Genomic DNA, 22,800 nt, shown 5'->3' on the forward strand with positions numbered 1-22,800 from the left:
AGCTGGTTCAGCGGCAGTATGCCATGCAGCGAAGACTGGATGAGTATGGACGGCTTTGCGGATGCGTACGCCTGCGGGTACCAATAAAGAATCATCAATCTGCATTGATGAAATCTTTTAAAAATTAATGGAGTAAAACATAAAACATGACCAATAAAAAAAACAGCATCGTATATTCACTGGTAATTATCCTAACCATTCTGGTGAGTGCCTGTTCAGCGACCGCTTCCAGCGCTGCTGTTCCGAACGATGCTAACACAGATATCTCCGCCCCGGCCGATAGTCAGCGAATGCCGCCCGAAGGGGCTCCCGAAGGCGCTCCGGAAGGCATGATGCCGGAAGGTACCCCCGGCGTCCAGCCGCCCGATGGCAATGCTCCGGCGGAGGAAGCCCCGGCAGCCAAAGAGACGGTTGAGGCAACAGCTACCGCAACCATCGCACCTACAGCTACCCCGGATGAGGAATCCACAGAGGCAGCATCCGAATTGAATATCAACGCGGTATTGTCCGTAGCGGAGAAGACTTTTATAAAAACCGATGAAGATATCAGCGCCACCGATGACGACACCAGCGCAGCCCTGATCACCAATGCAGGCAATCTGACCATCGGGAAAATAGCAGTGACCACCAGCGGCGACACCAGCTCGGTTAACAACAGCGCCGGCAAGGGCCAAAACGCTGCAATATTGGGACAACAAGGCAGCACGCTCAAAGTACTGTATGGCAGTGTTAACACCAGCGGCAAGGGCGCGACAGGCGTATACGCCATAGGTGAAGAAACCATGGCTGCCGTTCTTGAAGAAACCATAAAGACCAGCGGCGATTACGCGCGCGGTGTGATGGTTTCAAAAATGGCGGCCATGACTGTGACCGACACGGACATCAGCACTTCCGGCTACAAATCCCCGGCTATTGCTACCGGCAATAACACCGGCAGCATCACGGTCGAAAACGGCAGCGCCGCTACCAGCGGCATCAATTCAGCGGCTGTTTATTCCACCGATACGGTTAACCTGAGCGGGACAACGCTTTCGGCGGATGCCTCCCCGGTGGCAGCCATTGAAGGGGCCGGTTCGATCAGCATGACGGATGTGGATGCCACTTCGGGCATCAGCGACGGGGGCGCGGTGCAGTTCTATCCCAGCAGCTCAAGTAACGTGGAGAGCGGCCAGGGCAGTCTCAGCATGGAAGGCGGTTCACTGGCTTCTACCGGCAGCAACGGCGCGCTCTTTTACGCCGCGGATGCGGAGGGCAAGGTTGAATTGAATGATGTAGCCGTCAACACAGCTTCCGGCATATTGGTCAAAACGGTTGCCTTGGAGAATGATAAATATTCCACCGGCGGCGCGCTTACCTTGAGCGTTGAAAAGCAAACATTGACCGGCGACGTAGTGGCCGATGCGGCCAGCTCAGTCACTTTGGAGTTGGAAAATGGATCGAATCTGACCGGCGCTATCAGCACCAACAACGAAGGACGCGCAGTCAATCTGACATTGGATGAAAGCAGCACCTGGACCGTCACCGCGGATTCCTATCTGACCAAACTTAATGATGAGGATGGCATTTCAAACAACGATGTTACCAATATCATCGGGAACGGTTTCACGGTTTACTACAATAAAAACGCCAACGTGTATCTGCGCGGGCGCATTTACAACCTGAACGGCGGCGGTTATTTGAAACCGCTGAATTAATACAAAAATCTGGCCGGCCTTAACTGCTCCAACACAGGCTGGCCGGCCAGACGACTCGCATCGGGGACAACTCATCTCATCACCTAACCTCAACCCGATGCCGCATCCCATGGGCTTTCCTCCTTGAAAATCTACCTTGGGATGCTTTGTTAACCAGTATGACTTTCAGACAGAGCTTTTACATCTTTTTTATTTGTTATTCATGGCAGGCTTACGGATTATGTAGGTAGAATATAAAACTTCCCGAAAAACTCAGCTTGTTGAATATACGATCGGGAATGGCATGACCAAAGAAAATACTTCTCGAAGGAGAAAAAATGAAAAAGAATCCAGTTTTATTTTTATCGGTATTGATGATGTTGGCACTGCTGGTCAGCGCATGTGCCGGAAATAAACCAGCCGCATCCGATCCGGAAGCGGCTTCGGAGGCGACCCAGGAACTAACCGCTGAAGATTCCTCACCGGAATCGACAACTGCGCCGGAAGAAGAACAAGTGGAAGAGGGTGAGCAGCCAGATGAAATCCTGCCTGATGAAGAAGCGCAAAGTGATGCGGCCTCAGCGTCCATCATCGGAGCGTATACGGTTGACGGTGAGTCTGTGAGCGAATCCGGCAAGAGCTATACCGCCAGCGGAACGGATGAATCCGCCATTCTGGTTACCAACAGCGGCGACCTGACATTGACGAACGCGACCATTTCCAGCAGCGGCACATCTTCCTCATCCGACAACAGCAGTTTCTACGGCCAGAACGCAGGGGTATTGGCGCAAAGCGCCAGCTATATCTCGATTTCCGACAGCACCGTAACCACAACCGGCGACGGCGCCAACGGTGTATTTTCGAGCGGCGAAGATGCGCAAGTGACCCTGGAAAACGTAACCATTAATAGCACCGGCCAGTATGCCCACGCAGTGATGGCAACGCAGGGCGGCAGCGTTAACCTGAACAATGTTAATATGACTACCGCCGGTACCAATTCCGGCGCGATTGCCACCGACCGGGGCAGCGGAACAATCGACATGGAAGGCGGTTCCGTATTGACCACTGGCAGCAACTCCCCCGGTATATATTCCACCGGCGCGATCACCGTGAACAACGCATATATTACTTCCAACGGTTCGGAAGCAGCCGTGATTGAAGGCGCTAATTCCATTAACCTGACGGACACCGCGCTTTCCTCCAGCGTCGAAGGAAAATGGGGTGTGATGATCTACAAGAGCATGTCCGGCGACGCCGAAGGCACGGAAGGCGACTTCAGCATGATTGGCGGCTCATTGGCCTATACTTCTTCCAGCGGCCCCTTGTTTTACGTGACCAATTCCACCGGTTACATCGATTTGGTAAATGTGGCGATTACCCTCAATTCAAACCAACTGATCAAAGCGGCAGCAGGCGATTGGGGCAGCGAGGGCACCAATGGCGGCAATGTGGTATTGACCGCGGACACACAAACGCTCAGCGGCGATATCACCGCGGATAGAATCAGTAAGGTGTCATTGACATTGAGCAATGCTTCCCAGTGGACCGGCGCGATGGACACTGCCAACTCAGCCAAGGAAACCAGCCTGAGCCTGGACAGCACCTGTACCTGGAACGTGACAGCGGATTCCTACCTGACTGTTCTGGATGACGCAGAAGGCATTTCCGGCAACACCATTACCAACATCAATGGGAACGGTTTTACAGTCTATTATGATGCTGCGGCCAATAGTGCCTTGGGCGGCCAGACTTACAGTTTGAACGGCGGCGGATACCTGATGCCTGCCAGCTAGACCGAGGTTAAACAGGCAGTAATCCTGTTCGGTTTGTTTGAAAACTTGCACCGGGCGTCACTTCCCTTTGAGAAAACCGGTGCCGCATCCCCGGGAATTTTCCCGGGGATGTTTTTTAAGTAAATTTGGCTATGAGATGGATTGATTTTCCGATTCGTGATCCAGCAGCCAACGCTTGCGCCATACACCGCCGCCGTAACCGCTCAGACTGCCGTCCGAACGGATAACACGGTGGCACGGAATTACGATGGCCAGGATGTTGCGCCCGTTGGCATGCCCCACTGCGCGGGAAGCGCCGGGTTTCCCAATCCGCTGCGCCATCCATCCATAGGATTGGGTTTGTCCGGGCGGGATGGTTCGCAGCAATTCCCAAACCGATTGTTCGAAAGGTGAGCCGTTCAGCACCAGGGGAACGCTGAACCCCACGCTCTTTCCCTGAAAATAGCTCTCCAGTTCAGACGTGATTTGATCCAGAATGGGGCTTTCTCCCGGCACAATATAACTGCGGGTGCGGCGGCGCAGCGCCAAGATCTCGTTTTCCAGTCCGCGCCGGTCGACAAATTCCAACAGATAAAGGGCCTGCTGATCGGCCAGCGCCAGCATGGCGCCCAGGGGCGTGTCAATCCATTTGGCCTGCAGGCATTTCACGTGCTGTGATTGGCTGGGCGGCGCGCCGAAAACCTGTTTGAAGGTTTCCCAAAAGCCGCTGGCGGAGGAAAACCCCTGGTTGAGCTGGGCTTCGATGACCGGTTGGCCGGCGCGAATTTCATGCAGGGCCAGGCCCATGCGGCGGGCGCGCTGGTAGGCCTGGAAGGTCATGCCGAAGAAGCGCTGGAATTGGCGGCGGGCGGTGGAGGGGTCAATGCCCATCTCGTGCAGGTCGCGGTCCGTAATACGGCGGGCGGGAGCCTGCTCAACGGCTTCCGTCAGCCGATCCACCAAATCCGGGCGAATAGAACCGGCGTCCATCGGTTTGCAGCGTTGGCAGGGCCGGTAGCCGGCTAACAAGGCTTCGGACGGGCTGGAGAAATACTCGATGTTTTCACGCTTGGGCTTTCTGGCCGTGCAGGTAGGCCGGCAGAAAATACCGGTGGTTTTAACCGCTACGAAGAAAATACCTTCGAAGCTGGAATCGCGCTCCATAAAAGCGCGGTACATAGTGTTTTCAGGTGGTAGTTTCAACATGAGCACAGTATACCCATGCATTTCGAAGTTTGCATCCGGTTTTCAGGCATCAAATTTTAAAAAATCCTCCGGAAAAATCCGGAGGTTCTTTTGATTTCGAGCTATTTCCCTTCGACCGGCTCAGGGTACTGATTGGAAGCACTTATCCTTTTACCGCGCCGGCGACCACGCCTTTGATAATGTGCTTTTGGAGGGTCAGGTAGAAAATAACGATGGGGATAATCGCCAGCACAAGCATGGCCATCATGGCACCCATATCGCGGCTGCCATATCCTCCCTGCAAATACTGGACGGCGATGGGGATGGTGCGGTAATTACTGCCAATTACGAGATAAGGCAGCAGATAATCGTTCCAAACCCACATGGCGTTCAGGATCGCGACGGTAATGCTGATGGGTTTGAGAATCGGGAAGACTACCAAAAAGAAAAGCTGGATAGGGTTGCAGCCGTCAATTGTGGCAGCCTCTTCAATTTCATGCGGGATGCTTTTGATGAAGCCGCTGAAGATGAAAACGGAAAGGCCGGCTCCAAATCCAAGATAAATCAGGATGATCCCGATGGGATTGTCCAAACGCAAAATATTAGCCATTTTCGACATGGTGAACATGACCATTTGGAAAGGAACAATCATGGAAGCTACCAGGAGATAGTAAATAAGTGTGCTGACTTTTGATTTTATGCGGGTAATGCACCAGGCTGTCATGGAGGTGAAAATTACGATGGCCGCCACTGAAAAAACGGTAATGAAAAGTGAATAGCCGAAGGCCTGAATGAAACCGGTCTTGGCAATGCCGGAGGTGTAGTTCTTCAATCCGACGAAAGTATCCGCGTTCGGCAGAGCAAAAGGCGCATCAGAGATATAAAACCTGCCTTTAAAGGAGTTCATGAACACAATCAGAATGGGAGCGAGGAATAATACCGCCAGGATGAATAAAAACACGAAGGTGATATTATCCCGCAATTGGTTTTTAGTTTTCATCAGATTTCTGTCTCCTTGCTTCTGGAATAACGCAGCTGCAGCAGCACAATGGAAGCGACGACCAGGAAGAACATGACGGCTTTGGCCTGGCCTACTCCCTCATACCCCATGCTGCCGTAGAAAGTATTGAAGATATCCAGCGCAATCATGGAGGATGTCCGGGCCGGAGCGCCCGCCGTCAACGCCAGGTTCTGGTCGAAGAGCTTGAATGAATTGGTCACCGTGAGAAAAGTGCAAATGGTGACAGCCGGCATGACCAGCGGAATGGTTATGCTCCTGAGAATTTGCCAGCGGTTGGCACCGTCTATTTCGGCGGCTTCAATTAGTTCAGAGGAAATCCCCTGGATACCGGCGATGTAGATGATCATCATATAGCCGACCATCTGCCAATTCATTAACACCACCAGCCCCCAGAAACCATACGTACCGCTGAAGGTAATATCCACGCCAAAATTGATGAGAATGCCGTTGATAATCAACTGCCAGATATAACCCAAAACAATACCGCCAATCAGGTTAGGCATGAAGAATACCGTGCGGAAAATATTGGTGCCCTTAATTGTGCGGGTGAGAAGAAGCGCAAGCGTGAAAGCAAAAACATTGATCAACACCACCGAAACCAGCGCGAATTTTGCGGTGAAGATGATGGCATTCAGAAAGTTCCTGTCGTCCGTAAACGCATGGATATAGTTGCTGATGCCAACCCACTGCGAGTTGGTTACAGTGGTGAATTTGGTAAAAGAAAGATATATGCCAAGGATAAATGGGATTAAAAAGGAAATCACAAAGGCTATCACGGTTGGCAGGGTAAAAAAGATGTAGTATTTTTTCGCCATCTTTTGCATATTTGTTCTCCTGCAATGAACAAAATTAATCAATATAGGGATATTTCAGATCGCCCCGCATCGAGAGCGGTGCGGGGCGGTTTTATGGACCTTATCTAGCGCTTATTTATTGGCTTCAACTTTCCATTGGTCAATCATCAGCTGCTTGACTTCATCCCACTGCATAGTACCCTGGGCATATTGGAGCAGAGCGGCTCCGAAATTGTCCTTGAAGGTCTGGCTGGGGAAGACGACAAAGTCCCAAGCCACGTTATACAGATCGGTGTTGGCCATGTAGCTGAGCAAACTCTTGGCTAATGGATCGGTCGGTTTTTCTTCCTCGGTAAAGGTATCGAACGGCGCAATGAATTTCAGGTCATTGGTCACAAAAGCTTTGCCGGTGTCACTGCTGTACAACCAGTAGATGAAATCGGCGGCGAGTTTCTGTTTCTCGGGGGAAGCTTGCGAATTGATGGCGAAGAAGTTCTCGGTGCCAACGGAGATGGACTGTTTCTCCTCACCGGGCATGCCTGTGTAAATCGGCAGGAACTTGACATCTTCCGCCAGGACGACATTGCCGTCCACACCGGAGATTTGGCCCCAAGCCCAGTTGCCGTTCTGCACCATGGCGGATTGACCCAGGGCAAATTCAGCCATGGAGTCATCCACGCTTTTACTGCCGAGCAGGGTAGGTTCGACAGTTGAGTTATTGATGTAGAGGTCGAAGATATTTCTGAAATTGTCAGAATACTGGAATTTGGTTTCCCTGAACGCTTCGGCATCTTTGATGTCCAGGTTGTTATCCCGAATTTCATAGAAGATGGGAACGTTGGCCAGGTGGGTCTGCCAACGCCAGTCCTCGCCGGGTTTCAGCGAAGTGGAGGAGAAGACGCCCTTGATCCCTAATGCATCCTTCTTGGCGGTCATGTCCTCGACAACAGCTTTCAAAGTTTGGAAGTTGTTGATCTCGGCCATCGAGGTGGCCAAGGCGCCATCCAGGGCAAAGTACTTTTCCATGATGGCGTTGTTGTAGATAATCCCGTATCCTTCCACGACGTAGGGGATGCCGTAGACACCATCACCGACAGTGACTGCCAGGGATTTATCGGACAGGTGCTGATACAGTTCGGTATCTTTCAGGTCGGCGCAGTAATCCGCCCAGTTGGCATATCCGCGCGGCCCATTGATCTGGAATAGAACCGGGGCGTCGGATTTAGCAATTTCCGATTTTAAGGTCTGTTCATAAGTTCCGGAAGCGGCGGTGACCACCTTCAGGGTAACGCCTGTCTCTTCCTTGTAAGCTTTCGCGATTGCGTCGTAGATTTCAGACACTTCAGGCTTGAAGTTCAGGTAATAGACTTCTCCACCAGAGGTTGTTGTGTCCGAACCTGTATCTGCGGCAGCTGCTTGCGACCCGGTATCGGCGGGGGCGGCTGTATCCGTAGTTGTGCAGGCAGTGATGAAAGATGCTGTGATTAACAAAACACTCAATAGTAAAAACAACTTCTTAGTCATTTTTCTCTCCTGTTTATGAAAATCTAAGCAAACATCCAATGCTGCAACAAATATTCTTTACGATCACCTCCCTTAAATTGAATTAATCATAATGCACCTTTTTAGTCGAGTAATCCCATTAAAGCACTTTTTAAAGGTGAATTCAATGTACTTTATGCCGGGAAATGGATATCTTTGATACTATCAAAAATGGTTAACGTATTAACGGAATTGACTTGTAACGCGGTGAATTCTCAGCGGATCTTGATTTGTGCAAATAAAAGACAGGTAAAAAAACAGCAGCACATTCAAATAGCGCTGCTGTTTTAGATGATATGTCCGTATTTTGATTAAATTTTCTTACACATTACTAAGGCATCTTCCCCATCCGGGTAAAAACCGGGGGAGACTTTGAATTCTTCGAATCCCAGGGCCTGCCAGAAAGCCTGCGCGGAGGTGTTGGAAGGACGCACTTCAAGATCAATTTGGTGAATGCCAAAGCCTCGGGCGCGTTTTTCCATTTCCGCAAGAAGGGCGGAACCTACTCCCCGCCGGCGGTAATTGGGGTGGATGGCGCAGGAACCCATATCCAAACGGTAGCGTTTGATGCGGCAGATCATATTCCCTGCAATTTGGCCGTCGATTTCGGCCACTAAACAAAAATCCGGATTGACATTGAACCAACGTTGAAAATCTTCCCGGGTATAAGCATCTTCTTCCTTAAAGGAAAGGTTCTCGATTTCGAGTATCTGGCGCAGATCAGATTCCTCCCATGCCAAATCCCGAATGGTGATTTCATCTGCGCTCATGAGGCTGCTCCTGTGAAAAATTTCATGGGTTGATTGTACCTGTTAATCGCGGCCGGCGTGCTCGATAAGCGTTCGGATAATTTTTTGCTCATCCCATGCGGCGGATGCGGCGGCTTTTAGAAATGCGCCATCCAAAGGATCGGGGGAGGCATTGATGTTGACTAAGAGCGGTTCTTCTCCAAGCGTAAAGTCCAGACGCATCAGCCCGCGGGCTTCCAGCAAGCGATAGGCCGTGAGGGCGGGGGAGAGAAGTGAGGGATCAGTTGACAGGGAAAATACCTGAGAACCGAGCATGAATACGGATTGGGCTTTCTCGTGAAGATGTTCACGCAGAACCAATTCTTCTCCCTGCGGCAGTTTTTCAAAAGTGTTTTTTAACGACAGCTGATCTGCCAGGTAAATTTTCTCCTCATATCCATCCCGGCAGAGGTCCAGCGGATATTGCAGGCCGGGCGAGGATAACCCCCGCGAGGCTGGCACAATCCTGTACGGGGGCAGCCGAACCCCGGATTTTTCGAGCAAGGGCAGCAACTTGGTCGGATTGCGCGACAGGGAAAGCGTCAGGAAGCCTGAGCCGGTATAGGGCACGGCGGCAATTTCCAGGATGGCCGGAATATAACCGGTATTTTCCCACTCGAATGTACTGGCCAGGTTAAAAACGACATCCGGTTTTTCAGCCATGATTTGGCTGAAAAGATTTTTACTGAGACATTGTTCCACGACCACATGCCCGGATTGGTTCAGGATGTCTTTTATGCGGCCGATTTTCAGATTGACCGCCGGTATTTCCACTGAAGGTTTGAGCAGAAAAATTTTCACTGATCCCTTTGAGCCGCATTTTCAAGCAGCGCTTCAATCATTTCCGAGTAATTCAGGCCGTGGTTTTCGCAGCTGTGTACATAGCCGCTGCCGGTTTCGTTGATGCTGGGATTTTGATTGATCTCCAGCACATAAGGTGTGTGATCGTTATAGCGCATGTCCACCCGGGCGTAAGAATGCAGCCCAAAAATATTAAAGCAATTCAGCGCCGTTTCGCTGATTGTTTTCTGTTCCTCAACGGTCAGGTTGACCGGGTAAACGGGAACGGTGCGCTTATATTGGTCCGAGTGGGTGACCCACTTGGCCTTGTAGTCCAGGAAACGTTTATGAGGCGGTAAATCATCAAATTCAATTTCCATGATCGGCAGGATGCTATTGGTCTTGCCCGGCAGGACAGCCACCGAAAATTCCCGGCCCGGAATGTATTCTTCCACCAGGGCCGCTTGATTGAAAAGCGTGTTGATCTTATGGACTTGTTCTTTCAATTCCTGCTGATTGGTGACAAGAGAGTGTTCGTCAATGCCAATGCTGTTTTCGCAAGCCACACCTTTCACGAAAAGCGGAAAAGGCAAATCCGGGTGAAGTTCTTCCTCTTCATCCTGGAATACCTGGAAACGCGGGATGGGGATATGGTTATAAGCCAACAATAATTTGGCGCGTACTTTGTTGACACCCAGGGCAATTTGAAAAGAACTGGTGCGGGTGTGGGGGATTCCTAAAAACTCCAGCAAAGCGGCGGTATAGGCTTCACCGCGGGGATCATCATGGATACGTTCGCAAGTATCAAAAGCGACATCGATTTTGGCACAACATAAAGCTTTAATATCGTCCGGATTATCCATGTCAAAGTACTGGACACAGTGACCTAATTTTCGTAGGTGCTTTCCGATGGCGAAACTGGTTGCTTTTAATTCTCGTTCTTCCGGCAGCATCTTTTTATGCGCGAAAGAATTATAGGTTATGCCAATTTCCATACATAAGCAATGCTTATACTAATGCGTGAGTATAGTCCTGTTCCGGAATAAGTGTCATAGGTGAGTTTGTCATAATTTTGAACGCATTTCATAACGGCAAGGCATTTTGGATTTGTTGCGGGCCGGGAAAAACGAGCGGATTGCCTAAAACAGCAAGGTTTGGTAAGCGGGCAGCGGCCGATCCGGCTGGCAATTAAAGACGACTGCGCTGGACGGCAGGTCCAGGCGCCCGCCGCGGATGATGATGTTCTGTCCGGAAAGGCGATCGCTGTAAACGCCGTCCGGCAGATCGATTTCCATTTGGCCGGATTCTCCATTGAGGTTGAATATCCCGGCCAGGCTGCCGACGGGCGTATACCATAAGCCTAACACAGCCGGTTCCTTCCGGATCCAGTTCAGCTCGCCAAGCATCACGGCCGGATCCTTTTTTATGGCGGCCAGCCGGCTGTGGAAATCCGCCAGTGGATAGCCACCCCAATCGAGCGGTTCTTTTTCAAAGAGGGAAGGCAGGTGTTCGGCAGCGGACTCCTGACCGGCATAAATCAGCCAGGCGCCTTTGTTGAAAGCCTGAAAAGCAGTCCAGGCCAAAGCTCGGGCTGAGTCCTTTATCACGGCCATGACGCGCTCATTGTCGTGGTTTTCGACGAAACGCAATTTGACGTAGTTCTCCGGGTAAATACAATCCTGCAGACGCAGTAAATCCAGGTAAAGCTGCAAGTCCAAACTTCCGGCGATCACGTTCTTCCAGGCATCGAAGACATCGTAATCGTAGGTGATGTCGAAAACCTGATAGAGCTGGCTGTCGGAGCTGGCCTGCAAGTCCTGGCTGCGGCGCTGGGCTACCCAGCGGGCTTCCACCGACTCGGCCAGCCAGATTATTTGCGGGTTGATGCGGGTTACGGCAGTACGGGCTTGCACCCAGAATTCCAGCGGTACGATGGAAGCGACGTCACAGCGGAAACCGTCCACACCCAACCCGGCCCACTGTTCCAGCGCGGAAATGAGGTATTCCCACAATTCAAGGTGGCTGAAATCGAGGTCGATCACATCGCTCCACTCGGGCACGGTAGTGGCCGGATGCCCGTCCGGACCGGTGTGGTACCAGTCGGGGTGTTCGTTCACGAGAATTGCGTCGTGCGCGGTGTGGTTGTACACCACGTCGATCATTACCTTGAGGTCGAGTGCGTGGGCTTTGTGGATTAAAGTTTTGAAATCATCCAAGCTCCCGTATTCCGGATGGACGCTGAAGTAATCCGCGATGGAATAAGGACAGCCCAACGAGCCTTTACGGTTGAGCCGACCGATGGGATGGATAGGCATCAGCCAAATGATGTCCACGCCCAGGTCTTTGATGCGCGGCAGATCGACTGCCACGCCCTGGAAGGTGCCCTGCGGGCTGTGACTGCGCACATAGATCTCGTAGATAACCAGGCTGCGATAGTCTTTGGGAGTATCTTTTGCCATAGGTGCCCCTTTTTACTTATGGATACATTATAACGATAGATTTAAACCACAGATAAACACAGATATTAAGATGAGATAGACACTGATGTTATATTCAGAAAAACATTTAACCACAGATAAACACGGATATGTTTAAACTACAGGTAAACGCAGATATTAAGATGAGATAGACACTGATATTTTATTCAGAAAAATATTTAACCACAGATAAACACAGATGGACACAGATATTTTTTTAATTATTTTGTTAATCGGGATGGGTAAGGCAGAATCGGATGTCCGCTATTCATCCTCACCTTTGTTCCTCCCCTTCAAAGGGGAGGAAGGATTACCTGGTTGCTGTGGGGCTATCCAGTCACTCCTCTGGTCCTCTTCCCCGTGAGAGAAAAAGACCGAAAACTGCGAAATACACGTTCATTTGACACGGGATGAGCATACATGTCTACACAATTAAAGCGTCAGCGTTTATAATGGACAAAATTTTAAGCATCCCGGCACCCGGCTTTTGGGATGTTGTTTTAGAATATCCACTAATTTACTATCGAGAAACACCCTACATTATGGAGCGATTGAATGAACGATGACCTTTTTTCTGCAGCGGAAGCCCTCACGTTTGATGACCTGCTGATCGAACCGGGATACAGCCAGACACTGCCCTCGCAAATGGATGTGCGCGCGCGTTTGGCCGGCGATATCTGGCTGAATATCCCCATCCTTTCAGCGGCCATGGACACCGTCACAGAGGCGCGCATGGCCATCGCCCTGGCACGCGAAGGCGGCATCGGTATCATTCACCGCAACCTGTCGCCGGAGGCGCAGGCAAAAGAGGTGGAAATCGTCAAACGCTCGGAATCCGGGATGATTTCGGATCCGATCACGTTAACCCAGGACGCAACCCTGCAAGATGCGGAAGCAATCATGGCAAGCTTTCATATCAGCGGTATTCCGATAGTGATGAAAGATTCGCAAAAATTGGTCGGCATCATCACCAACCGGGATATCCGCTTCGCCGAAAGCAAGGATGTTACCCGGCCGGTGTCCGATTTTATGACGCGCGAGGGATTGGTCACCGCGCCGCTGGGCACCACGCTGGAACAGGCGAAAAGCATCCTGCAAGAACATCGCATTGAGAAGCTGCCGCTGGTGGACGATAAAGGCAACTTGCAGGGATTGATCACAGTTAAGGATATCCAGAAAAGCATCCAATATCCGAATGCTTCCAAGGACAGCCAGGGGCGGCTGCTGGTTGGCGCGGCGGTCGGCGTAGGCGCCGACCTGGAACTGCGCGCAGAGCTGATGGCATCCAAAGGCGTGGACGTCCTGGTGGTGGACACTGCTCACGGGCATTCGGCCGGTGTGGTCAAAGCCATCCAGCGCATCAAAGCCGTGCTGCCGGCAATGCCTGTCATTGGCGGGAATGTGGTCACGGCGGAAGGAACGCAGGCATTAATCAAGGCCGGGGCAGACGCGGTCAAGGTGGGTGTGGGCGCCGGTTCGATTTGCACCACACGCATCATTTCAGGCGCGGGCATGCCGCAGATGACGGCTATCCATGCCTGCGCGGTGGCAGCCCGATCGGCCGGAATTCCGATTATCGCGGACGGCGGCATCAAACACAGCGGCGATATTGTCAAAGCCATGACGGCCGGGGCGGAAACGGTTATGCTGGGCAGCCTGCTGGCCGGATTGGACGAGGCACCCGGTGATTTGGTCCTTTATGAAGGACGCCAATTTAAAACTTATCGCGGCATGGGCAGTGTGGGCGCCCTACAGGGTTACGGGCGCGACCGCTATGGCAGCGGGCAGGGTGAGGCCCGCAAACTGGTTCCTGAAGGGATTGAGGGCATGATTGCCTATAAAGGTGCTTTGAGCGATTACGTTTACCAGCTGATTGGCGGTTTACGCTCCGGCATGGGTTACGCGGGCGCGACCTGCCTGGAAGACCTGCGCAGCAAAACGCGCCTGGTGCGTATTACCAATGCCGGACTAATCGAAAGCCATCCGCACGATGTTACCATCACGCGCGACGCGCCCAATTACCAGCGCGGTAATTAGACCGCGGAATCGTGTTTAAGTAAGTTGATCGAGACCACCAGCAGCCACAGCATAAAGGCGCCGATGGTGGTGCGTTCCAGAATGCCGAAAATAGCAGGCAGCTGGGTGGTGCCGGCTGCGGTCAAGCCGCCGCTGACGAATACGATTGCGCCCATCACCAGCGAGAAAACGCGCAAACCGGAGCCGTAAGGCAGTTTGCGGAACCCGGCCGCGGCGAAAAAGATGGCGAAGATGGTACCCAGCGAGGTAACGCCTGCCAGCACCAGATGCATGCTGCCGGTGAAAGTGAGCGGTTCACCGATGGGATCCTGGCGAAAGAATTTCATTAACAGACCGGCCGCTGCGCAGGCTGCCAGAGCGACGCCGCTGATGCTCAGCGGACGGTTGCCGGCTTTACCCCAGCGCAGGCTGAATCCGATGCTGAAAGTCAGCAGCAGGAAGCCGTAGATGGTGAAGAGAGCGTCCATCAAGGCGAGGTTGGGCGCGCCAGCCATGGTCAGCTCGCTGATAGCCTGCCGCATGTGGCTGTAGCCCGGCCACAACGCACCGCCCAGAACGACGTTGAAAACGTACAGCAGGGGCGTCAGGATACCTATAGCATATAAGTATTTTTTCATAAGAACCTCAGGTAATTAGAATAAGAGGTGGGATAAGTTAATAATAGGAAAGTTTATCAGGTTTGTAAAAATTTGCGCAGGAGAAAAACAAGCGGTTGTTTTTGTCCAAAATTTCACGGCGGGTGGGTTTCCAGCAGGCTGAATCCGCAGCTTTGCCAAAAACGCAGACCGTTCCCCCAGCATCAGTTCCTCGAAGCCAGTTTGTCCAGCGGACCACGCAAATGCTTCCAGCGTAAAGACGACCGGCAGGGTTGGTATAAAAGCAGCAAAGGGGGTCATTATCTGGTTTATGAATTTACCAGAGAGAAAAATCCATGAGTGCAAAAGTCCTGCGCCGCAGATTCATGGATTAAAATGGACTGACCTGAAAAGATTCCAAAAAGCAGGAGCGTTGAACATATGAAAACCACAGTAAATGAAGAGATGTTGAATAAAATCGTTGCATTGCTGACGATTTATCAAAAAAGCATGAACCCCGCCAGCAAGGAGGAATACCTTGACTACGCAATCAGAAGGGTAGACGTTGAAAAAGCGCTGAAAGCCATTGGCACCCAGCTGGATAATGAAGGCAGTATTTTGTTAATGCGGGGTACCTTTTTACAGGTGAAACGGCGGGACGCGCTTTTGGCTTCGTATCTGCAAACCATCTGGAATGGGGTGGGCTGCTGGCCGGCTTGACCTTTAACAGGAACATTTATCCGTTTGGATAGTTTATTAATAGGATTGCCTGAGAGGAAGAGAACATGATTGATACTGAAATGAAAACCAAATTGCTGGCTGCTGCGGTCAAAGCGGCTAAAAATTCGTACAGCCCTTACTCGCATTTTGCGGTGGGCGCGGCTATCCTAACCAAGGGCGGCAATATCTACCAGGGCACCAATATTGAGAATGTGTCTTACGGCGGGACGGTATGCGCCGAACGCGTGGCAGTCTGGAAGGCGGTTTCGGAAGGCGAACTTGAAATGGAAGCCATTGCGGTGGTTGGCCCGGGAACCAAAGAAGCCTATCCCTGCGCGATGTGCCGCCAGGTGCTGCTGGAATTCGGCCTGGATATGCTGGTGATCAGCGGCGACGAACAGGGCAACTACATGGGCGAGCGCACGCTGCGCGAACTGGTGCCCTTCCCCTTTACCCCCAGCGCGCTGCTGGGAGAACAATAAGCGCGAAATCCTTGTGTAAATCAGAAATCCCCATCCATTGGATGGGGATTTCTTTCTTTATAAATGCTTGACAATTTTTGAACAACGCATAAAATAACATCTGAACATATATTCAGGTGTAGATAATGAAGGAAGAAGAAGAAAATATATTGGATGAACACATTGCGGCGCACGTAGCTGAATTATTCAGCGCATTCAGCGATGCCAGCCGGGTTCGTATCATCTCTGCCATTACGGACCAGGAATTAAACGTAAATTCGTTGGCGCAGATGGTTGGGATCAGCGAATCGGCAGTATCGCATCACATGAGACATTTACGTCAAATGGGAATTGTTAAAGCCCACCGAAAAGGCAAAGAAGTCTTCTACAGCGTGGAAGACGACCATATCATTGCTCTCTTCAAACAGGGAGTAAACCACATTAAGAGCGGGTAAGCTCTGAATTTATTTCAGGAGACAGACACAATGGAACGAAAAAGAGAAGCTGAAATGCTGGGTATTTCGGCTAATGAAAAATTTACCGGTTTAAGTTCGGAAGAAGTAACCGACCAACGGAAAATCTATGGAATGAACAAATTACCGGAGAAAAAAGGTACCAGCCCCTGGTCGATTTTGATTTCACAATTTAAAAGCCCATTGGTTTACATTATCCTATTCGCGGCATTAGTGTCCCTGATCGTAGGGGAATATGGCGACTTTGCTATCATCATGGTGGTTGTGGTGGCGGACGTTATCCTGGGATTTGTGCAAGAATATCGCGCACAGCAGACCTACGAAGCGTTAAAAGGATTGTTAAAACCCACCACCACAGTCATCCGCAACGGCGAAAGAGAAGAAGTGGAAATCTGGGAGCTGGTTCCGGGTGATTTAGTGATCCTTACCAACGGAGAACGCGTTCCGGCCGATGGAAAACTGCTGGAGGGTTTACAGGTTACGCTTAATGAGGCAATCCTGACCGGCGAAAGCGACGCGGTCAAGAAGACTGAACTGGAAGGCAATAATGCCCTGTACATGGGCACCACGCTTTGCTCCGGGCGCGCGATCATGAAAGTGACCTATATCGGTATTGAGACCGAATTGGGAAAGATCGCTTCCAGTTTGCAGGAACATGAAGAAGAGGAAACACCGCTGCAGGTGCGCTTAAAGGCCTTCAGCAAGACCTTGACCATTCTCGTGGTGGCCATTACAGCCGCCATCCTGGTTTCCGGTTTAATAATGGGCAAGGAATTCCTGAGCATGCTGGAAACTTCTATTATTTTGGCGATTGCCGCTGTTCCGGAAGGACTTTTGATTGCGGTAACAGTCATCCAGGTATTGGGAATGAAAAAGATTTTGAAACGGAACGGCCTGGTTAAACGCCTGTTGGCAGTGGAAACACTGGGCTCCGTTTCAGTGATTTGTACCGATAAAACCGGGACATTAACCGAAGGCAACATGCGCGTGACGCAGACCGACTTCAATGATGAACAGCGCGCATTTCAGGTGATGCTGCTGTGCAACGACCTGGAAGGGCCGGTGGATGTGGCTTTGTGGGATTACGGACAGGCCTATAAATCTGATCATCTGAATAGCTTTATTGAAAAGTCGGCTCGAATTACCGAGGAAATGTTCAGCAGTGAGACTAAATTCATGGCAACTCAGTACAAGACCACTGAAGGTGATTTGTGCTACCTGAAGGGTGCGCCTGAGATTGTTATGACCATGTGCGAAATCGATAATGACCGGCAAGATAGGCTGCTGACACAAATCGACGAGTGGGCCGGCAAGGGATTACGACTGCTGGGCCTGGCCTGGCGGATGGGCGGGTCGCTTGAAGAGAAGAGCAGCTATCAATGGCTGGGATTGGTTGGAATGGAAGATCCTGTGCGCGAAGGTGTCCAGGAATCCATCCATTTAGCCCGGCACGCGGGTATCCAGGTGAAGATGATTACGGGCGACTACCGTTTGACCGCCGAACGAGTGGCTCTGAATATCGGTTTGATGGAAGATGGAGACCGCATCATCGAAGGCGAGCAGCTTCAAAAACTCAGCGACCTGGAATTGAGACGCGAAGTGAAAAACATTAGTGTGTTTTCGCGTATTCGCCCCAATGACAAGCTGCGCATTGTGAAGGCATTGCAGGAAAACGGTGAAGTCACCGCCATGATTGGCGATGGCGTCAATGACGCGCCGGCATTACAGCGCGCCAACATTGGCGTGGTAGTCAACGAAGCTACCGACGTTGCCAAGGAAACGGCCGATCTGATCCTGATTGACAGCAACTTCAAGACCATTGTGGCAGCCATTGAAGAGGGCCGCATCATCTTCGAAAACATCCGCAAGGTGGTGGCTTACACATTGTCCAACTCGTTCGCGGAAGTGCTGACTATCTTCATGGCGATGCTGTTTAACTGGCCGGCGCCTTTGGCTGTGGCGCAGATCCTTTGGATCCACCTGATCTGCGACGGACCTTCGGATATTGTGCTTGGCTTTGAACCGAAGGAAGAGGGCATCATGGACGAAGCGCCCAAATCGCTCAAGGAACCCATCCTGACGCGCCTGGGTGCAACGCTGATCGCGATTATCAGTATATCCAGTGCAGCTTTTGCCTTGTCGATGTTTGGGCATTTCTATGCGGTGCATCACAACCCGGCGGAAGGTCAAAGCATCGCTTTTGCCAGTTTCGCGATTAACTCGATGGTTTACATCTTTGCTTACCGCAGCATGCGCAAATCCATCTTCAAGAGCGGGCCGATTTCACGCAACAAGCCGCTGGTGTGGTCTGTGATTGCAGGACTGTTGACGGCTTTGATAGCGTTTATCGTCAAGCCGATTCGCAATCTGCTGGGAATTGTGCCGCTGAATGTAACGGAATGGCTGAATGTGGTGGGTGTGGCGCTATCGCTGCTGATTATCGTGGAAATCGGTAAGGCTATCAGCCTGAAGGTCCATGCCAGAAAGAGCGCCGTATAATTATATTGGTTTGAAAAAGAAGAGGCCTACCTGGCCTCTTCTTTTTTTTGTTGTCCGAAACGGAGCTGGGATTGTGAAAATTTCTCCGATAGGGGAGCGCTGTTTCGAGTGAGAAAATTACAACCCTTTGGCTGTAATTTGATACTGGAAATCATATCCAGCGGCTTGCGCTAATTCTTCGATTTTTCCACGCACGGTTTTGAAATCGAATTGGTAATCGTATTTCTTGCCGAATTGATTGGCTTGCTGCTCGATCACACTCTCCGAGCGTCCATCCTTGCCGGTTTTGAAGCTGGTTGTTGAAAAACTGGATCCGCTATTCGTCATACCCGAGGAACTTTCTTTCAGCATCTCGGTAAATTTGACCAATTTGTTGGCGTCGTCTACGCGGAACTTGGCTTCGTAACTCAGCTTTTCCTTTGATAAGAAAGCTTTGCGCTCCGCCACTACAAAAGCAAGGTCGCATACGCCTTTCTTCTCTTTAAAATCCGCGGGGATGCTGCCGGCATAACGTTTGATTTCCTCAATTAATGACATAGATCCTCCTTGATATTGACATTAATTATATATTAAGAAAAATTAATGCGATCTGATAGATTGTTAACTCCATTTCACTCCGGCGGCAAATAGAATCAGGTTAAGGAGTGATCTTATGACTCAAAAAATACTTGTTATTTTCATGCTGCCGGTTTTGCTTACGGCAGCTTGCCAACCAATGCCTGCGGCTGCGGCCGAACCGGCAGTGGTGACCTACACTTCCACGGTTCCGGCAGACACCGTTACTCCCGCAACCACAGCCACTGTCCCGGCGGCCACCTCCTGGAAAGTTGAGGAAGTGGTGCAGGGACTGGAGATCCCCTGGAGCATCGTGTTCACCAGCCCTGAACGGCTGCTGGTCAGCGAACGGCCGGGACGCGTGCGTGAAATCGTGAATGGGCAGCTCAACCCGGAAGCGCTGTACACCTTCGCGGACGTAGTTACCGTGGAGGAAACCGGCCTGATGGGCATGGTGTTGGATCCGAATTACAGCGAGAACAAGACCCTATACGCGTGCTATACCAGCCAGGACGCCAACGGCATGTTCGACCGGGTGGTGCGCATGACCGACAACGGCGACAGCCTGACGCTGGACGGGGTGCTGCTGGAAGGCATTCCGGCGGCCAAGTATCACGCCGGCTGCCGCCTGGGTATTGGCCCGGATGAGAAGCTCTACGTTACCAGCGGCGACGCGCGCGTGCCGTCTTCGGCGCAGGATTTGGATTCGCTGGCCGGCAAGATCCTGCGCATCAACCTGGACGGTTCTATTCCTGCCGATAATCCCCTCCCCGGTTCGCCGGTATATTCCTACGGCCACCGCAACCCGCAAGGCCTGGCCTGGCAGCCCGGCAGCGGCCGGTTGTATGCCGCCGAACACGGCCCCTCCGGCTCAGATGGTCCGGGAGGCGGCGATGAGATCAACCTGATCCAGCCGGGCGCCAACTACGGCTGGCCGCTGGTCTCGCACGACGCCACGCTGGAAGGGACCGAAAGTCCGCTGATCCAGTTCACCCCGGCGGTGGCGCCGGCCGCGGCCATGTTCTACAGTTCGGATGTACTGCCCATGTTTGAGGGTAAGTTTTTCTTCGGCGCGCTGCGCGGGGAAGGCGTGGTGATGGTTGATATTTCAACCGAAGATCCCACTGTTATTAACAGCGTGCAGTGGATCGTAAGCGATGTGGGCCGGGTGCGCGAGGTAGCCCAAAGCCCGGACGGATTGATTTACTTTACCACCAGCAACCAGGACGGGCGCGGAACTTACCGGGCGGGAGGCGACCGAGTGTATCGGATTGTGCCGGTTTACGAATAGTCATATCAGTAGAATCAGCCCGCGGATAAAAGAATTGAAATTATTTGGCGGTTGACAATCTTTCCAAACTCCGTATAATAGGACGTAGTGGTATGAAGGTCATACCACTATACCAACAAGTGTAATAAAAGGAGTTAAGATGAAACAGAAATCTTTGTTTGTGATTGTCGCAGCAGCAATGCTGTTGGTTTCCTGCGGCGGGCAAAGCCAACCGGCTGCTCAGGCCGCTGAACCGGTACAACCCGAGCAGGCCCCGGTAGTCGCCCAGGAGCTTCCGACTGAAGGAGCAATGGAAGAAGCCGCCCCGGTCGAAGAGGCTCCGGCAGTGGAACAGGCGCCCGCCAGCTCAAACGGAACCATGACTTTCACCGCGCCGCAGGATTTGTTCACGCTGGAAATCCCGGATAATTGGACAGCCGAACGCGATACCGCGACGATTGAGGACACTCAAATCGATACCTATACGGCGCCGGACGGGCATGCCTTTGTGCAATCCTTGGTGAACAGCACCGACGAAGGTACCAGCGCGGTTTTGAAGGCACAATACACACGCGATTATATGAAGCGTTTATATGGTTCTGATCTGCGTTTCGCCTCTGACGTTTCCCTGGCCGATGGACGCGAGAAGCTGGAGTGGTGGAGCGATATGAACAAGACCTCCGGTACCACCTATTTCAGCACCAAAGAAGGATACCTGTATTTTGCCACCACGGCTTACGAAGATGCGTATGAAAGCGACTACAAATCCGTGTTGCAGGATGTTGCGGATTCTTATTCCGAATAAACCCAGTTCGAACTAAAAGAAAAGACGGAAAATGCATTTTTTCCGTCTTTTTTAATTAATTTTCCAGTTCATAATCTTAAAAATTCCTTCCGGCTCTTGACATGGCCTTTTTTGTTTGCTATTATGTTATCGATAACGGGAACGATAACAGGAACGATAACATTCTAATGGAACGCATCAATAAACGTCCTACCATCAAACAAGTTGCATCCGCTTCGGGGGTTTCCACGCAGACAGTTTCACGTGTTATTAACAACCGTCCGGATGTATCTCCCGAAACACGCGAACGTGTAATGAAAGTGATCAAGGAAATGGGCTACCAGCCATCCGCTTTGGCACGCAGTTTGATCCAACAGCGCAGTTACACACTTGGGGTAGTGACTGCCGGGCTCAAATTCATTGGCCCCTCCCGCACTCTGAACGGTATTACCAGCGCGGCAGAAGACGCCGGTTACTCGCTAATCTTGAAAGAATTACCCAACTTTAATGCCAATAACGTTTCTTCCATTTTTAATGGGCTGCTTTCGCGCCATGTGGACGGCATCATCTGGGCGGCACCGGAAATCGGTACCAATCGGGACTGGGTGGAAAAATTCTCGTTCGAACTGAATGTACCGATTGTATTTCTGACAATGGCACCACGCGATGGGATCACCATCATTGCGGTGAACAATCACCAGGGGGCCGAGACCGCCACCCAACATTTGATCGATAAGGGCTACCGGCATATTGGACATATTTCCGGCCCGATGGAATGGTGGGAATCCAAGGAACGCTTTAGTGCCTGGAAGAGCGTCGTAGGCGCCGCGGGACAGATAAACGCGGATGACCACTGGGTAGAAGGCAATTGGTCTTCTTCCAGCGGCAAAGAAGCCTGCGAAAAATTATTCGACCAATATCCCGAGATGGATGCCATCTTTGTGGCGAACGATCAAATGGCTCTGGGCGCCTTGGCGGTGATCCATGAACGCGGATTAGACGTGCCGGAAGAATTTGGACTGGTCGGATTCGATAACACGGCAGAATCAGAATTTTATTGGCCGGCGCTGACAACCATGCAGCATGACCAGCATCAAGTTGGTACCCTGGCTGTAAATGAAACCATTCGGATTATCGAAGCAATCCGTAATAAAGAGACACCTGATTACAAGACAATCATGTTGACACCCAATATATTAATTAGGACAAGTTCTCTAAGAAAGTTGTGAAAAGGAGGTGAAAAGGGAATAGATTACCAGAGAATTAAAGTGCTTGCCAGTGAAACGCGGTTCATGACAAGCACTTCATAAAAAGTGCGAAACGACTAAAACGCGAAGTAAAAGTATTATCGCACCTGAAAATTATACCGCAGCAAATAACTTATAAGAATTAAG

The 22,800-nt window shown here is 51.3% G+C and carries 20 protein-coding genes; 10 read left to right on the plus strand and 10 right to left on the minus strand.

Annotated elements, in window-relative coordinates; all coding sequences use genetic code 11:
* Positions 1-146: 146 nt before the first annotated feature.
* Positions 147-1,694 (plus strand): hypothetical protein, encoded by a 1,548-nt coding sequence (locus tag Pelsub_RS03370; protein WP_116225937.1) that lies wholly within the window; start codon positions 147-149, stop codon positions 1,692-1,694.
* Positions 1,695-2,011: 317 nt separating this feature from the next.
* Positions 2,012-3,466 (plus strand): hypothetical protein, encoded by a 1,455-nt coding sequence (locus Pelsub_RS03375; protein ID WP_116225936.1) that lies wholly within the window; start codon positions 2,012-2,014, stop codon positions 3,464-3,466.
* 129 nt (positions 3,467-3,595) lie between these two features.
* Here Pelsub_RS03375 and Pelsub_RS03380 read toward each other — a convergent pair whose 3' ends face one another.
* The 8 genes from Pelsub_RS03380 to Pelsub_RS03415 form a co-directional block, all read right to left on the minus strand.
* The gene (locus tag Pelsub_RS03380; RefSeq protein ID WP_211314308.1) at positions 3,596-4,624 is read right to left on the minus strand and encodes a bifunctional transcriptional activator/DNA repair enzyme AdaA; all 1,029 of its coding nucleotides are present in this window, start codon (positions 4,622-4,624) and stop codon (positions 3,596-3,598) included.
* 169 nt (positions 4,625-4,793) lie between these two features.
* Complete coding sequence (locus Pelsub_RS03385) at positions 4,794-5,630, minus strand: carbohydrate ABC transporter permease (protein WP_116225934.1); 837 nt, start codon at positions 5,628-5,630, stop codon at positions 4,794-4,796.
* Positions 5,630-6,475: a carbohydrate ABC transporter permease gene (locus tag Pelsub_RS03390; protein ID WP_116225933.1), complete on the minus strand. Its 846-nt coding sequence runs from the start codon at positions 6,473-6,475 to the stop codon at positions 5,630-5,632. Before Pelsub_RS03390 ends, Pelsub_RS03385 begins: the two co-directional genes overlap by 1 nt.
* A gap of 102 nt (positions 6,476-6,577) precedes the next feature.
* Positions 6,578-7,969, minus strand: a complete 1,392-nt coding sequence (locus Pelsub_RS03395; RefSeq protein WP_116225932.1) for an ABC transporter substrate-binding protein — start codon at positions 7,967-7,969, stop codon at positions 6,578-6,580.
* Between the two features lie 329 nt (positions 7,970-8,298).
* Entirely contained in the window at positions 8,299-8,757 is a 459-nt protein-coding gene (gene rimI / locus Pelsub_RS03400; RefSeq protein WP_116225931.1) for a ribosomal protein S18-alanine N-acetyltransferase, read from the minus strand.
* 42 nt (positions 8,758-8,799) lie between these two features.
* The gene (locus Pelsub_RS03405) at positions 8,800-9,576 is read right to left on the minus strand and encodes a D-alanine--D-alanine ligase (protein WP_116225930.1); all 777 of its coding nucleotides are present in this window, start codon (positions 9,574-9,576) and stop codon (positions 8,800-8,802) included.
* Entirely contained in the window at positions 9,573-10,550 is a 978-nt protein-coding gene (locus tag Pelsub_RS03410; RefSeq protein WP_116225929.1) for a D-alanine--D-alanine ligase family protein, read from the minus strand. Before Pelsub_RS03410 ends, Pelsub_RS03405 begins: the two co-directional genes overlap by 4 nt.
* 144 nt (positions 10,551-10,694) lie before the next feature.
* Entirely contained in the window at positions 10,695-12,014 is a 1,320-nt protein-coding gene (locus Pelsub_RS03415) for an alpha-amylase family glycosyl hydrolase (protein ID WP_116225928.1), read from the minus strand.
* A gap of 573 nt (positions 12,015-12,587) precedes the next feature.
* On the opposite strand from Pelsub_RS03415, the gene guaB reads away from it, so the two are divergent.
* A complete protein-coding gene (gene guaB, locus Pelsub_RS03420) occupies positions 12,588-14,069 on the plus strand; it encodes an IMP dehydrogenase (RefSeq protein ID WP_116225927.1) in 1,482 nt (493 codons plus the stop codon).
* Here the strand turns inward: guaB and Pelsub_RS03425 are convergent.
* Positions 14,066-14,686: a DUF998 domain-containing protein gene (locus Pelsub_RS03425; protein ID WP_116225926.1), complete on the minus strand. Its 621-nt coding sequence runs from the start codon at positions 14,684-14,686 to the stop codon at positions 14,066-14,068. The genes guaB and Pelsub_RS03425 overlap by 4 nt on opposite strands.
* Before the next feature lie 399 nt (positions 14,687-15,085).
* Here Pelsub_RS03425 and Pelsub_RS03430 point away from each other — a divergent pair, with 399 nt between their 5' ends.
* The 4 genes from Pelsub_RS03430 (at position 15,086) to Pelsub_RS03445 (ending at position 18,797) form a co-directional block, all read left to right on the plus strand.
* Complete coding sequence (locus Pelsub_RS03430) at positions 15,086-15,364, plus strand: hypothetical protein (protein WP_116225924.1); 279 nt, start codon at positions 15,086-15,088, stop codon at positions 15,362-15,364.
* 65 nt (positions 15,365-15,429) lie between these two features.
* Positions 15,430-15,846 (plus strand): cytidine deaminase, encoded by a 417-nt coding sequence (locus Pelsub_RS03435; RefSeq protein ID WP_116225923.1) that lies wholly within the window; start codon positions 15,430-15,432, stop codon positions 15,844-15,846.
* A 125-nt stretch (positions 15,847-15,971) separates the two neighbouring features.
* Positions 15,972-16,280, plus strand: coding sequence for an ArsR/SmtB family transcription factor (locus Pelsub_RS03440; protein ID WP_116225922.1), 309 nt, complete (start codon positions 15,972-15,974; stop codon positions 16,278-16,280).
* Positions 16,281-16,310: 30 nt separating this feature from the next.
* The gene (locus Pelsub_RS03445; protein WP_116225921.1) at positions 16,311-18,797 is read left to right on the plus strand and encodes a cation-translocating P-type ATPase; all 2,487 of its coding nucleotides are present in this window, start codon (positions 16,311-16,313) and stop codon (positions 18,795-18,797) included.
* A 117-nt stretch (positions 18,798-18,914) separates the two neighbouring features.
* On the opposite strand, the gene Pelsub_RS03450 is transcribed toward Pelsub_RS03445, so the two are convergent.
* Complete coding sequence (locus tag Pelsub_RS03450; protein ID WP_116225920.1) at positions 18,915-19,334, minus strand: ribonucleoside-triphosphate reductase; 420 nt, start codon at positions 19,332-19,334, stop codon at positions 18,915-18,917.
* 115 nt (positions 19,335-19,449) lie between these two features.
* On the opposite strand from Pelsub_RS03450, the gene Pelsub_RS03455 reads away from it, so the two are divergent.
* The 3 genes from Pelsub_RS03455 to Pelsub_RS03465 all read left to right on the plus strand — a co-directional run bounded on the left by Pelsub_RS03455 (position 19,450) and on the right by Pelsub_RS03465 (position 22,635).
* Positions 19,450-20,643: a PQQ-dependent sugar dehydrogenase gene (locus Pelsub_RS03455; protein ID WP_116225919.1), complete on the plus strand. Its 1,194-nt coding sequence runs from the start codon at positions 19,450-19,452 to the stop codon at positions 20,641-20,643.
* A gap of 139 nt (positions 20,644-20,782) precedes the next feature.
* Positions 20,783-21,427, plus strand: a complete 645-nt coding sequence (locus tag Pelsub_RS03460; RefSeq protein WP_116225918.1) for a hypothetical protein — start codon at positions 20,783-20,785, stop codon at positions 21,425-21,427.
* A gap of 167 nt (positions 21,428-21,594) precedes the next feature.
* The gene (locus Pelsub_RS03465; RefSeq protein WP_158674961.1) at positions 21,595-22,635 is read left to right on the plus strand and encodes a LacI family DNA-binding transcriptional regulator; all 1,041 of its coding nucleotides are present in this window, start codon (positions 21,595-21,597) and stop codon (positions 22,633-22,635) included.
* The last annotated feature ends 165 nt before the right edge of the window (positions 22,636-22,800 follow it).

It is taken from the genome of Pelolinea submarina (genome assembly GCF_003966975.1).
Taxonomy (GTDB): Bacteria; Chloroflexota; Anaerolineae; order Anaerolineales; family Anaerolineaceae; genus Pelolinea; species Pelolinea submarina.

What these genes read in the sequence shown, in the direction of transcription:
- Pelsub_RS03430 (WP_116225924.1), top strand. Translation starts at nt 15,086, where the DNA reads ATGAAAACCACAGTAAATGAAGAGATGTTGAATAAAATCGTTGCATTG.
- Pelsub_RS03425 (WP_116225926.1), bottom strand. Translation starts at nt 14,686, where the DNA reads ATGAAAAAATACTTATATGCTATAGGTATCCTGACGCCCCTGCTGTAC.
- Pelsub_RS03450 (WP_116225920.1), bottom strand. Translation starts at nt 19,334, where the DNA reads ATGTCATTAATTGAGGAAATCAAACGTTATGCCGGCAGCATCCCCGCG.
- Pelsub_RS03445 (WP_116225921.1), top strand. Translation starts at nt 16,311, where the DNA reads ATGGAACGAAAAAGAGAAGCTGAAATGCTGGGTATTTCGGCTAATGAA.
- Pelsub_RS03395 (WP_116225932.1), bottom strand. Translation starts at nt 7,969, where the DNA reads ATGACTAAGAAGTTGTTTTTACTATTGAGTGTTTTGTTAATCACAGCA.
- guaB (WP_116225927.1), top strand. Translation starts at nt 12,588, where the DNA reads ATGAACGATGACCTTTTTTCTGCAGCGGAAGCCCTCACGTTTGATGAC.
- Pelsub_RS03455 (WP_116225919.1), top strand. Translation starts at nt 19,450, where the DNA reads ATGACTCAAAAAATACTTGTTATTTTCATGCTGCCGGTTTTGCTTACG.
- Pelsub_RS03385 (WP_116225934.1), bottom strand. Translation starts at nt 5,630, where the DNA reads ATGAAAACTAAAAACCAATTGCGGGATAATATCACCTTCGTGTTTTTA.
- Pelsub_RS03435 (WP_116225923.1), top strand. Translation starts at nt 15,430, where the DNA reads ATGATTGATACTGAAATGAAAACCAAATTGCTGGCTGCTGCGGTCAAA.
- Pelsub_RS03370 (WP_116225937.1), top strand. Translation starts at nt 147, where the DNA reads ATGACCAATAAAAAAAACAGCATCGTATATTCACTGGTAATTATCCTA.
- Pelsub_RS03460 (WP_116225918.1), top strand. Translation starts at nt 20,783, where the DNA reads ATGAAACAGAAATCTTTGTTTGTGATTGTCGCAGCAGCAATGCTGTTG.
- Pelsub_RS03380 (WP_211314308.1), bottom strand. Translation starts at nt 4,624, where the DNA reads ATGTACCGCGCTTTTATGGAGCGCGATTCCAGCTTCGAAGGTATTTTC.
- Pelsub_RS03440 (WP_116225922.1), top strand. Translation starts at nt 15,972, where the DNA reads ATGAAGGAAGAAGAAGAAAATATATTGGATGAACACATTGCGGCGCAC.
- Pelsub_RS03410 (WP_116225929.1), bottom strand. Translation starts at nt 10,550, where the DNA reads ATGGAAATTGGCATAACCTATAATTCTTTCGCGCATAAAAAGATGCTG.
- rimI (WP_116225931.1), bottom strand. Translation starts at nt 8,757, where the DNA reads ATGAGCGCAGATGAAATCACCATTCGGGATTTGGCATGGGAGGAATCT.
- Pelsub_RS03390 (WP_116225933.1), bottom strand. Translation starts at nt 6,475, where the DNA reads ATGCAAAAGATGGCGAAAAAATACTACATCTTTTTTACCCTGCCAACC.
- Pelsub_RS03375 (WP_116225936.1), top strand. Translation starts at nt 2,012, where the DNA reads ATGAAAAAGAATCCAGTTTTATTTTTATCGGTATTGATGATGTTGGCA.
- Pelsub_RS03415 (WP_116225928.1), bottom strand. Translation starts at nt 12,014, where the DNA reads ATGGCAAAAGATACTCCCAAAGACTATCGCAGCCTGGTTATCTACGAG.
- Pelsub_RS03465 (WP_158674961.1), top strand. Translation starts at nt 21,595, where the DNA reads ATGGAACGCATCAATAAACGTCCTACCATCAAACAAGTTGCATCCGCT.